Genomic DNA, 12,669 nt, shown 5'->3' on the forward strand with positions numbered 1-12,669 from the left:
TTTACAGAGGGGCCGGTTCGGTGACGACGCGGTTACGGCCGTGTTGTTTGGCGCGGTAGAGGGCAGCGTCCGCGCGAGCGAGCAGGTCGTCGAGGTCCTCGTCGACGACGGCAAGGTGCGCGACACCGACGCTGATCGTGACGTCCAGCGGTCCGGCCTGGGTGAGAATCGGCTGGGCGGCGATCGCGCTCCGCAGCCGTTCCCCCGCGCTCGCGGCCTGCGCCCCGTCCTCGGGTGTGAGCATGGCGAACTCCTCCCCGCCGAGGCGGCCCAGCACATCGGAGGTGCGGGCGACCTCGCGCAACCGTGCAGCCACGGTGCGGATCACCTCGTCTCCGACGGCGTGCCCATGAGTGTCGTTGATGCGCTTGAAGTGGTCGATGTCGATCATGATTCCCCCGACCTGCCGGCGGCGCCGCTGCGCCACCCTCACCTGCTGGCGGGCCAGGTCGAAGAACTGCCGCCGGTTCGACAACCCGGTCAGCTCATCGATGGTGGCCAGCCGCTGTACCTGGGTGAACAACCGGGCGTTGTCGTAGGCGATCACTCCCTGGCCGGCCAGCGCCGCCGCGATCTCGACCTGCGCGTCCTCGAACGGCCCCGGCTGCTGTGAAGCAACCAACAGCACCCCGGCGGCTTGACCACGGGTGGCCAACGGGATCGCCAGCCAACGGCCGACCTGCCCCAACAATCCTCCGAGGGCCATCTCCCGGCCGCCGGCCCCGCCCGGGGCGGCGCCGACGAGGGGGGTGGTGGCGTCCAGCAGTGCGGAGACCGCCGAATCACCGGTGTCCAGGCGCCGGCCGGCGGTGGCCGCGGCGGGTCCGGTGCCGGCACCGAGGGCGGCGACGACCACTGCCTCCGCCCCATCGCGGCGCAGCAGGCACGCCGCGTCCGCAGGCAGGGTGTGAGTGACCACCGCCAGCAACTGTGCTATCACCGTGTCCGGATCCAGCGTGGTCGACAGCTCGGTCATCGCCGCCCGCAGCGTCTCGGCGATGTCCCGCTGCTGCCGGGCGGCGGCCACCGCCACCTCCAGCTGGGCCGCCCGCGCAGTCTCCAGCGACACCGCCACGTGATTGGTGATCGCCACGAGAATGTCCACATCGTCCGCGGTGAAAATGCCCTTCGCCACCCGACTGTCCAGATACACCACCCCCAAGAGGCGGCCATCCAGCAGCAGCGGGGCGATCATGATGCTGCGCAGTCCGTGCACCAGCGCACTTCGTGACCCGAGCGCCGCGCCCTCTTCGCTCCCGGTCACCACGACCGCCTCCCGAGCCTCCCGCACCCGTTCCACCAAGGTGGAGCTGTACCCGGTCAACTCCGCCACATCGGTACCCGAGGCGTCCCTCCCCAGGTGCGGCACCAGCACCTCCGCACCGTCGCGCACGTCGAGCAGGAACAGAAACGCCCGCTCCGCCCCCAGGATCTGCACCGTCTCGTCCAACGCCACCCGCGCCAACCGGCCGGGATCCACCACGCTCGCCGCCGCCAACCCCACCTGCTGCAGCGCCTCCAACCGCCGCCGATGCAACGCGTTGCCCCCGCCGCTGCCGGCGGCACGACTCACCCCGTGCGGGGCGCCGTGCGCGCCGAACTCGGACCGGATCCAGCGCGCCCTGTACACCCATCCCTGCTCGGAGGCGATCAACGAGGCATACCGCGCCTGCCGCTCTGCTTGGGCTCCCTGCCCCAACATGCGTAGCGCCCGCGCCCGCACTCGCGCGGCCTCGTACGCGAGCAGCGGCACATTGATCCGCCGGCTCAGCAGATCTACCCGACCGAGCCGGTCAAGCGCCGTCTCCGGCCGGCCACTCAACAGTTCGAACGACGCGGCGCCAAGGTCGTGAAACGCCCGCAGGAGGGGCCTGTTGGCCGTCCTGCGCAGGTCGGCGAGGGCCTTCTCCGCCGCGGCGAGACCGGCCCGCCGCGCGTCCTCCGATGTCGCCAGCCGGCACTGCTCCAGCCGTCCGGCGGCGAGATAGACGTAGATCGCCCGGTGCTCCGGCATCAGCGCAGACGGCTTCAGGGCAAGCCGCGTGAACTCCGCGGCCGGCTCGTCGAACGCCGAACCCAGATCGCCCTGCTCCAGGGCGCACTCGATGCTGGCCATCAGGACGTTGAGGTGCTGGAGGATGTTGCTCGGGTTCGCCGCGCCGCCCAGGTGGGAGGCGAGCGCGCTGCGGGCGGCAGCCAACCGCTCGGCGGCTTCCGTCGCCAGGCCCAACTGCGCCGGGATGATGACGCCCGGCACCATGAAGCCGGTGCTGTCGGTCTGCGCATCCTTGCCCAAGCGCGCCCGCCCACGCTCGTAGAGGGCCTGTGCCTCCCTGGTGCAGCCCCGGAGGACCAGCCCCGCGCACCGGCTGGCCACGCCGGTGAGGTAGTCGCCGAGCTCCATCCAGCGCTCGTGCTCTGCGAGGGCCTGGGCCCACGTCTCGCCGTTGTCCACGGAACCCATGAGCTTTCCGGCGCCGCGCTTCCAGGCGACGTGGGCCACCAGCGCCGGGTCGCCGATCCGGGCCGCGGTCGTCGCCGCGCGGGCGAAGATCCGATCAGCCAGCTCGGGCCGGTGGTACAGGCTCGCGACCATCCCGAATCCGGACAGGTGACGGGCGTACTCCGGCGAGGGACCGAGTCGGTTGATCGGGTAGAGCGCGCGAAACGACAGGATCGCCCGCAGCGACGGCCGCATGGTCAGCGTCGCCGCATGGCCACCCAGATCGCAGAGGGTCGCCTCGAGCCGATAGCGCTCGGCGCGCTCAGCGGAGGCAGTGCCGAAGCCCACATTGAGCTTGCCCACGAACAGACCGGCCAGGAAGGACAGCAACGTCGAGGCGAGGAGCAGCACCTTGGAGCGCGGGAGCGGACGGCCGATCTCGGCCAGGCCCCGGCTGACGGTCGCCAGAGCCTGGTCCGGCTGCCACACGGCCAGACGCACGTGAGCGGCCAGGGCGAGGATCCCGGCTCGCCGGAGCGGGTTGGCTTCGGTGCTCAGGGCCGTGTCCAGGTGCGCCAGCGACTCGGCGAACCGTCCGGCGCGTGCGCAGCCCAGCCCCAGCGTCTGATGGAACGCGGCATCGGGAACGATGCCCGCGGTCTCGGCGGCGGCCGCTGCCCGCCCCAGGAAGGCAAGCGCCTCGAACGGGGCGTGCTCGGTCAGGGCAAGCCGCCCGGCCGCCCAGCTGGTCATGAACACCCGCTCGGGGGTCCGGTCGCTCTCACCGAGCGCGTAGTGGCGGGCCGCCGCGTAGACGCGCTCGGGGTCGCCGGAGACGCTCGCCTGCTCCGCATCGAGGACCTCGGCGATGCGCTGGTGGACCCCGCGTAGCGCGGCCGCGTCGAGCTCGGCCAGCAGCGCCTCCCGGATCCGGTCGTGCAGGAACGCGTACTCGCCGCCGTCGCGTGGCTCCACCAGCCGCCGCCCGACCGCGTCGCCGATCGCCTCGAACGCCTCGCCGGGCTCTACCCCGGCGACCTCGGCGAGCAGCGCCGGACGGAATCGCGCCCCGATCGTGGCCGCGGTCACGAGCAGGCGGCGGGTCCGCGGACCGAGCCCGTCGATGCGCCGCAGCACCAGCTCCACCACATCGCCTGAGAGCTCCAGGGCCGCCAAGCCCTCGGTGTCCAACAGCCAGCTGCCCCACGACGGACGGAGGAGGCCGGCGTCGATGACCGCGTGCATGTATTCCAGCGCGGTGAAGGGGTTGCCGCCGCTGCGCCGGGCGAGTTGAGTGATCAGCTCGGCGCTGACCGTGGCGCCGGGCAGCTGCGCCCGTACCAGGGCGGCGATCCCCTGCTCACCCAACGGGCCCACGCCCACCTGTACGTCCAGCACGGAACCCAGGTCGCCGCGGAAGGCTTCCGTCGCGTCGATGCTGTCCACGTCGTCACGGGCGGTCGCCACGACCAGCAGCGGGGCGTCGGAGAGCCCGCCGGGGAAGTGCTGGAACACCCGCCGGGTGGCGCTGTCCAGCCACTGCACGTCGTCGATGTGCAGCACCGCGCCGCCGGACAACCTGGCCAGCTCCACCAGGAACACCGCCACCGCCCTGGTGAACTGCTCGTGCCGGTTGGCCTGCCGCGCCAGCTCGGGGGCGGCCAATAGCTCCGCCAACGCCGGGGACAATCCCCGCAGCAGCGACGCGGCGTTGCCGGCCGCCGCCCGCAATCGCTCGACCGCCGCCGCCCGCTCGGCGTCCGGGAGCCCGTTCACCAGCTGCAGGTGGTGTTCGACCGCCACCCGCAGCGGCGCCAGCGGCACCGGGTCGTCCGCGGAGCACTTGCCGTGCAGCACCAGTCCACCCCCGGCCCGGACCGCGGTCGTCAGCTCGCGGGCCAGCCGGCTCTTTCCACCGCCGGGCGCGCCGGTCACGAGAGCGACACCACCGTGCCCGGCTCGCGCCCGGTGCCAGCGGGCGGTGAGCTCGGCCACCTCCCGGTCCCGACCCACCAGGGGGAGCTTCGTAAGACTCCCCGTCGGCTCGTCCCGTTCACCGAGCGGGAACGGTTCCTCGCCGTGCCCGGCAAGCCGGAGCAGGTCGGCGAGCAGGCCCTCACCGCTCTGGTACCGGTCGTCGGGGTCCTTGGCCAGCAGCTTGCCGATGATCGCGGCCATGACCGGCGACAGGTCCGGGCGCAGCGTCGCCGGGTCCGGTGCCGGCGTGGTGGCGTGCAGCCTCAGCAGCTCTCCCACGTCCGACGCGGCGAACGGTGGTCTACCGGTCGCGCACTCGAACAACACCACGCCCAGCGCGTAGAGGTCGGCACGCCCATCCACCGCCCGCTTGAGCATCCCGGTCTGCTCCGGCGCGGCATACGCCGGCGTCCCGGCCAGTACGTTCTCGTCCTCGGCGCCGTCGCGGGTCGCCAATCCCAGGTCGATCACGCGGGCCCGGCCGTCCGGCAACACCATGATGTTGTCCGGCTTCACATCCCGGTGCACCAGACCCGCGCGATGCGCCGCCGCCAACGCCCCGGCGACGTCGAGGCCCAGCCGCACCAGCTGCGATTCCGCCATCGGCCCGGCCTGGATCGCCTCCGTCAGCGCCCGCCCGTCCACCAGGTCCAACACAAGATAGGGCCGACCCCCGACCTGACCCACCTCGAAGATCCGCGACAGCCCGGGATGATCTACACAGGCGAGCATCGCCGCTTCCCGGCGGAAGGCCACCAGGGCCCGATCGTCGTCACGCCCCGATCCCTGCAGCACCTTCAGGGCATACTGCGAGCCGCCCCGACGCACCCGGTACACCACCGTCTGCGCCCCATGCCCCAGTTCCTCCAGCACCTCCAGCCCGGGAACCCGCCCGAGCTCGACCGGCGGACTCACCCCGGCCCCGGGCGACCGGTGGCCCGCAGGTCGCGGCGGTCGGTGTTGATGCTCACATCCCATGTTCGGCAGGTCGGGGTGCCAATGAAGGCTGAAGTACGGAACCGCACGCCGGCGCCGGGGTGCCGCACCGCCTGCTCGTCGCGTCTTGCGGACGACCAGGTCCCGGACCAGTAAAGCCGCGGGGTCCCCGCCCCCGGTGCCGCGGCGGCGGTGGGAGGAACCGTACTCATGTCCGTTTCCCGGTAACGCCCACAGAGCCTGTGAGCTGCGCAAATGGTCCACGATCATGATCGTGGACCATTTGTCCGTTCGCGGGACGTTTTCCCGAGGACGAGCGCGAGAGGGCCCCGTGGTCGTTGCGCGGTGGACCGTCACAGCGCGGACTCGCCTGCCATGATCGATGGCATGCGACTTCCCCGCCGGGCGACGCCGGAGGATGACTTCTGGCAGCTGATCGCCGTGCTGGAGGGCTCGACGGACGATGAAGCCGTCGGGCGCCTGACGCAAGCCCTGCGTGCGGCCGGTCAACGGAAGTCCGTCGCCTTCGCCGAGCGTCTAGCGGCGACGCTGTACGAACTGGATCGTGAGGTGCTTTTCCGCCAGCCGGTTCGCTGGTCGGACGACCCGGACGACGCCGAGCCGATTCCCCTGTCCGGCGACACGTTCCTGTACTTGCGCGCCGAGATCGTCGCGAAGGGCCGGGCTGTCGTGGAACAGGTCCTCGACGATCCTGCGGTGCTGCTGGAGCATCGGTGGGACGACGGGGAAGCGCTGCTGTACGCGGCGGAGCAAGCGACGGGCCGCGAGATCGAGACGAAGCGCTCCTACGAGACAGGCTCGAACGAACAGCACTGGGCCCCGGTCGAGCGCGACTCGTCGACGCACCGGACACCGATCGTCGCAGTGCTGCTGTCCGACCTGCTGAACCCCGTCGAGGTGTACGCCGACGAGTCGATGACGACGTTGATCGAGCCCCCGTTCTATGCCTGGCCCGTCTGGTTCCCGATGGACATCCTGGGGGCGGTCAGCAACCAGGTCGACTCGCTGGTACGGGAAGCCGGCGGCATCCCGGCGTCGCTCGAGGCGGCACAGATCCAGATCTTCGCGGGGTTCGGTCATTCGTGGCAGGTGGTGCCGGCGGTCGAGTGGAAGGCGATGGACGACACCGGCCTTGGGAAGGTCGTCAAGGTCCATGTCGAGCTGCGCCAGGCCGAGGTCCGCGGTTGGAAGGTCGCACATCAGCAGGCGGCGCTCCTGTCGCTGATCGCCACGTGCTGCTTGGCGGTGCTGCCGGAGGACCATGGGAGTCGAAGCGCGCTGCACCACGCTGCCGCCGAGGGGTCATACCTCCTGCCGCCACCCGGATAGCTGACGGCTATGCCGTCTGGGAGTCACCCGTGCCTTGTCTCGTTCCCGACAGAACCCTGACCACTCGGCCACTACAATTCGTTACCTCCCAACTGCGAGGGGTCAACATTGTGAGTGGTGTCGACGTGATCGTGGCAGCGTTGGCAGCCGGGGCCACAGCCGGTACGACGAACGTGGCGACCGCAGCCGTACAGGAAATCTATGCAACGTTGCGCGAGAAGCTGCGCCGGTTGCTGTCCGGTCAGACGCACGTGTCACTGGAGACCGACGGCACGGATCTGGAAACTTTGCGCACTCACCTCACCGAGGCGGGTGCCGACCGCGACGAGGACATCATGGCCACCGCCCACCGTCTCCTCGAGCACGTGCGAACCGGCCCGGTTATCTTGCACGTCGGCACCAATTACGGGGCAGTCGCCCACACCATGACCGCCCCCGTGGCAATCAATTACGGGCGGTTACCCGACCCCCCGACGCCGCCGGCGGCGGATTAGGGTCACCCGTCCCCGGCGGTCCCTTCACCGGACCCACCACCGCTGTCGGCACAAGCTACGGTCTTTCCGGAACTTTCCACGGACCCATCACCGTCACCACCGCTCGACCGATGGCCTGGCCCGTGCTGATCGGCCGGGTTCCGCCTTTGGCCGACCACCGCCAGGACCGGCCGGCCGACCGCGACCTGCGCGCTGCCGCCAGAACCGTGGTGGTGTGCCAGGTGCTGTCCGGGCTGGGCGGCGTGGGCAAGACCCAACTCGCCGCCGGCCTGGCGCACCGGTTGTGGCGCTTACGCGCCGTGGATCTGCTGATATGGGTGTCGGCCAGCTCCCGCACCGGCATTTTGACCTCGTACGGGGAGGCAGCCGCGGCGGTCACCGGCGCAGCGGACATCGACCCCGAGGTCGCCGCTGTCCGGCTGCTCGCCTGGTTGGGCACCACGAACCGGCGATGGCTGGTGGTCCTCGACGACGTGGTGGAACCGCAGGATCTGGCCGGGCTATGGCCACCGGACGGGCCGCACGGGCGAACGGTGGTCACAACACGCCGACGTGACGCCGGCCTGGTCGGCGGCCGACAGTTGATCGACGTCGACGTGTTCACACCGGAAGAGGCCCTGCTCTACCTTCGCAAGAAACTCTCCAAACACCCCGACCGTCTCGACCAGGCTGCTGCGCTTGCCGCCGACCTCAGCTACCTGCCCCTGGCACTGGCACAGGCCAGCGCCTATCTGATCGACCAAGGGCTGACCTGCGCCGACTATCGTCGCAGGCTTGCCGACCAACGTCGCCGCCTGGCTGATCTCGCCCCGCATGCCCTGCCGGATGAGCATCGGGCGACAGTCGCCGCTACATGGTCACTTTCGATCGGGCAGGCCGATCGACTCGCGCCGCGCAGTGTGGGACGTCCGGTGCTGGAATTGGCCTCCCTGCTGCACCCCAACTCCATCCCCACGGGCCTGTTCACCACCGCCGCGATGGTGCGCTACTGCACTTCCCGACTCGGTAGCTCGGTGGACGCCGATGACTTGCACGATGCGGTATGGCTGCTGCACCGCTTCAACTTGGCCACCATCGACCCGGCCACCAGCACAGTCCGCGTCCACGCTCTGGTGCAACGCGCCGTACGCGAAGCGACCGAACCCGGCCGTACCCATGACCTGGTGATCACGGCTGCCGACGCACTCCTCGCGATATGGCCGGACTCGGAACGCGATCCCGCCACGAACGAAGTCCTCAGGGCGAATGCTGACGCCTTATGCGCAAACGCGGAATTTCCTCTGTGGAACCGCCATGGCTGCCACGCCGTGCTGCGGAGAGCGGGCGAGAGCCTGGAGCATTCCGGGATCGTCGGCGCAACGCTCACCTATTGGCAGCAGATGCACGCCACCGGAGCCCGCTTACTCAACCAGACGGACCCTACCCTGTTGTTCTTCCGCTACAAGGTCGCCCATGCCCGAGGGGAAGCCGGCGAGCACCTGGCCGCCGCAGTCGCCATGGAGCACGTCCTCTCCGACCAAGTGAAAGTTCTGGGTCGGGATGATCCCGCGGTCCTGCTGAGCAGAGGAGGCATCGCCTGGTGGCGGCGGATGGCAGGCGACACCGCGGGTGCTGTCGCGGCGTTCGAGACCCTGTTCGCGGAACGTACCCGGGTGCTCGGCCCCGATCATTATCTGACCCTGTCGGCCCGTACGAACCTCGTCGCCTGGCACGCCGACCCTGACGATCCAGCCAGTGCGGTGGCGGAGTTCAGCCGGCTGCTGACCGACCTGACGAGAGTTCTGGGCCCTCGACATCCGACGACTCTCGGAGCTCGGGGCGATCTGTTGCGGTGGAAGGGCATGAGGAATGTAGAAGCCGCGAAGACGTTGGTCGAAATGCGGAAGCTGCTCCAGGAGACGGTGGAGACGCTGGGTCCGAGCCATCAAGTGTCTCTCGCCACTCACTGCGATCTCGCCGACCTGACCGGAAAGGTGCTGGGACCCGAGTCGGCGGTCGCTGTCTATGACGATGTCCTCGCTCACCAGATCCCGGCCCTCGGCCCGGACCATCCCAAGACCCTGGCCGCTCGCGGCGCCCGCGCCGACTGGTGGGGAAAGGCCGGTCACGCCGTCCGCGCCGCCGAAGGGCTCCGCGACGTCATGGCCGATCAGATCAGGGTGCTCAGTGCGGAACATCCCGACACCGTGGCCACCAGCCGCGCCCTCGACTTGTGGCAGCGCGTTGCGGGCCTGCGGTGATGGGGATTACGTATTGCCATGGTGCTATGGCCGGCAATGAGCGAACCAGTGGTGCAGCGACGGTAGGACGGTGGCCACTTCCCAGCGGCGCTCGTCCAGCTAGCAGGCCAGAGGCTTCGCGCCGCCTCCTCGAGTGTGCCCGACTCGGCCTTCGATGGAGCCGATTCAGGTTCGTCCCGCGTCCACGGCTCGTCAAGTCGCCGGCGACCATGACGGGCCACCGGCCGGCTACGGGCACGAGGTCACAGGCCGTCTGCCAGACGGGCAGCACCTCGGCGGCCGGGACCGCGTCAACCACGACCGTGCCGCGTGGTCGGTGCCCAACCGGCAATCCCGCCAACGACGTGCCTGCCAGAGCAGCCTTGTCTCGGCGATCCCGGCGATTGAACGTTCCGCCATGCCCCATGATCAGGCAGCAGAGGCGCGCTCGTCAGCTCTTCCCTGAACCGGAGCGATGCGCCAACGCGGAACCTGCGACTTTCTGGTGGCACCGGGGGCGAAGGGGGCGGTATGGGTACCGACATCTATGGTGGCGTGGAGGTACGCAAGGGCGGGGTATGGGTGGCGGCGGGCGTCGACGTCGGTTCATGGCGGGACTACGACGCGTACGGCTTGCTGTTCGGCGTGCGGAATTATGCGGGGTTCGAGCCGGTCGCGGCGTCGCGTGGGTTCCCGGCGGATGCCGTGTTGCGGCCGATGACGCGGTACCCCGAAGTTCACGACCACAGCTGGGTGACCTGGGGGGAATTGGCCCAAGTGGACTGGACCGGGCCCGCGCCCCGGGTCGACGACCGGATCCATGAATACGAGGTCACCGAAGACGGGCCGGTGTACCGAAGCAAAGCCAGAAGTCACGGCGTCCGATGGAGGGCAGTAGCCGGCGAGGACGCTGATCCGCGCGGCAGCGCCTATTCCGAAGGGACCGAGTGGCGGTGCGGTAACACGGTCTGGCGGGTGGAACGCCTCGACCGCTCCGAGGTTTTGCGACGTAACGCGGAGCTGCGAGAGTTGTTGGCGACGATGCGCTCTCTGGCCGGCGAGTACGGCGAGGACAACGTCCGACTGGTCGTATGGTTCGACAGCTAGCGCCGTGACCAAGACCGTAGAGCTGTTAAGGCCATGCCGCCGTGTGATGAGCCGACGGGCAGGCCGACGAAACGGCACTGACCACGGAGCTGTGGGGTCCAGGGCTGCTCCGGTTTGCTGACGGATGGCAAGATCATGGCCCGTGATCGATGCTCTCGCGAAGGACTACCTGCACGGCCGGCTCAGGTCGATACGTCAGTCGCTGGTGTGGAAGCTCGATGGACTGTCGGAGCCGGATCTCGTGGAGGCTCGCCCGTGAGGGCGGTCGTCGTCGCGGCGGCGGTCGCATTCGTCATCTCCCTGTTCGGCACACCGGTGGCGATCCGAGTTTTTACCGCGCTCAAGGCCGGACAACCGATCCGTTCCCTTGGGCTCGCCTCGAACGAGGGCAAGAGGGGCACTCCGGCGATGGGCGGCGTCGTGTTCATCGTGGCGACCCTCTTCGCCTACGTCGCCGGGCACGTAGCGCTGACCACGCTGCCCGAACGGCAGATCGCCCAGGAAAAGCCGACCATGACGGCCCTCGTCCTGCTCGGACTCTTCGTCTTCTGCGGTGCGGTCGGCTTCGTCGACGACTTCCTCAAGGTCCGCAAGCGCAACTCCGACGGCGTATCGGCCAAGGGCAAACTGCTCGGCCAGGCGATTATCGGCACCGGGTTCGGCATCGCCGCCCTTTACATGGCGAGCACCAACGGCCAGACCGTGGCCAGCGAGCACATCTCGTTCATCCGCGACATCAGCTGGCTGAACGTCGGCAAGGTCGGCTCGGTGATCGTGTTCGTCTTCGTGATCACGGCGATGTCCAACGGCGTGAACCTCACCGACGGCCTCGACGGCCTGGCCACCGGTGCGTCGACCCTGGTGCTCGGCGCTTACGCGCTGATCGGGTACTGGCAATACCGGCACTGGTGCGCCGACGAAACGTACGCCCGCGCGCACGACTACTGCTACCAGGTCCGCGATCCCCTCGAGATCGCCATGATCGCAGCGGCGGCGGCCGGCGCCTGCGTGGGCTTCCTGTGGTGGAACACGTCCCCAGCGCGGATCTTCATGGGTGACGTGGGCTCGCTCGGGCTCGGCGCCCTGATCGGCGGGCTCGCGGTGGCAACCCGCACCACGCTGCTCTCGATCCTGATCGGCGGGCTCTTCTTCATCATCACTGTCACCTGGGTGATCCAGATCGTCTCCTTCCGGACCACCGGCAGACGTGTCTTCCGGATGGTGCCGCTGCACCACCACTTCGAACTGGCCGGGTGGAGCGAGGTCAACATCGTGGTCCGGTTCTGGACCGTGGCCGGTGTCTGCGTGGCGGCCGGCCTGGGCCTGTTCTACTCGGATTTCTTGGCGGGCGTCGGATAGAGCCACGTGACACGCCTGGGTCGTGCCACAGACGGTGATCCGCAGGAGCAGCCGGGTTCCACGGCGGGGTGCCAGGATGATGGGTTCGGTGCAGGGGCCCGACCGGCCCAGCCCAAGGCGTGGCCGCCAATCTCTAAGCTCTGACGCGTCCCTGCCGATGTGGCGGTTCGCCACCGGCCTATGTCGCGCAGCCTGCGTTCGCGAATCAGCGCATCAGGTTGAATGAGGATGCGGTCAACGAATACTTCCGCCAACACGTGCCCTTCATCGATCCGGTTCCGCTCAGCGATCCGGTGGCGGTGACCGGTGATCCCGGCCTCGCGGCGCTGCTCCGGGCCGGCCCAGGCGCCGGCCCGACGGCGTTCACCGTCCTGATCGAAAACACTGGGGACAAGCCAATCGATGGTTCGTTCTCTTCCGGCGGCGCGTGGCTGGAGTCCGAACGGGGTGAAAGATTCTATCCTCCGCAAGTCCGACTCCTCTCCTCCGGGAGTGTTTCGCCGGCCGCGATCGGTTCAAGGGCCGAGGTCCTCCTCGAACTCGTATTCACGATGCCGGCGCACGTCCGGCCCGCCCGGCTGATACTTTCCTTGGAACTCGGGTTGTATTACCCGTACGCGCAATGGGATTTGCCTCTCCCGAGCAGCGAATAGCGCGGACAGACAGAAGGCGAGCGGGACCGGGAGGCCACGCACGCGCCCGCGCTGGTCGCCCAATGCGGCCAGGTAGCGCTCCATCGCGGCGCCCACCGAGTCCGGGAACTGCTCGGGACTCGTCGACAGCC

The 12,669-nt window shown here is 69.3% G+C and carries 7 protein-coding genes; 6 read left to right on the forward strand and 1 reads right to left on the reverse strand.

Going from position 1 to position 12,669, the window contains the following annotated elements:
- Position 1: 1 nt before the first annotated feature.
- Entirely contained in the window at positions 2-5,335 is a 5,334-nt protein-coding gene (locus AB0368_RS35975) for a diguanylate cyclase (RefSeq protein ID WP_366158516.1), read from the reverse strand.
- Between the two features lie 408 nt (positions 5,336-5,743).
- Here AB0368_RS35975 and AB0368_RS35980 point away from each other — a divergent pair, with 408 nt between their 5' ends.
- The 6 genes from AB0368_RS35980 to AB0368_RS36005 all read left to right on the forward strand — a co-directional run bounded on the left by AB0368_RS35980 (position 5,744) and on the right by AB0368_RS36005 (position 12,538).
- Positions 5,744-6,706 carry a DUF4240 domain-containing protein gene (locus AB0368_RS35980; protein WP_366158517.1) on the forward strand — a complete coding sequence of 321 codons (963 nt, stop codon included), beginning with the start codon at positions 5,744-5,746 and terminating at the stop codon, positions 6,704-6,706.
- Positions 6,707-6,816: 110 nt separating this feature from the next.
- Complete coding sequence (locus AB0368_RS35985; protein ID WP_366158518.1) at positions 6,817-7,200, forward strand: hypothetical protein; 384 nt, start codon at positions 6,817-6,819, stop codon at positions 7,198-7,200.
- Positions 7,201-7,310: 110 nt separating this feature from the next.
- Positions 7,311-9,440, forward strand: a complete 2,130-nt coding sequence (locus AB0368_RS35990; RefSeq protein WP_366158519.1) for an NB-ARC domain-containing protein — start codon at positions 7,311-7,313, stop codon at positions 9,438-9,440.
- 510 nt (positions 9,441-9,950) lie between these two features.
- On the forward strand, positions 9,951-10,526 hold the full coding sequence (locus tag AB0368_RS35995) for a hypothetical protein (RefSeq protein WP_366158520.1): 576 nt from the start codon (positions 9,951-9,953) through the stop codon (positions 10,524-10,526).
- 255 nt (positions 10,527-10,781) lie between these two features.
- Positions 10,782-11,885 (forward strand): phospho-N-acetylmuramoyl-pentapeptide-transferase, encoded by a 1,104-nt coding sequence (gene mraY, locus AB0368_RS36000; protein WP_366158521.1) that lies wholly within the window; start codon positions 10,782-10,784, stop codon positions 11,883-11,885.
- Positions 11,886-12,103: 218 nt separating this feature from the next.
- Complete coding sequence (locus AB0368_RS36005) at positions 12,104-12,538, forward strand: hypothetical protein (protein ID WP_366158522.1); 435 nt, start codon at positions 12,104-12,106, stop codon at positions 12,536-12,538.
- The last annotated feature ends 131 nt before the right edge of the window (positions 12,539-12,669 follow it).

Origin of the sequence: Actinoplanes sp. NPDC051475 (assembly GCF_040689425.1) — a bacterium.
Taxonomy (GTDB): domain Bacteria; phylum Actinomycetota; class Actinomycetes; order Mycobacteriales; family Micromonosporaceae; genus Actinoplanes.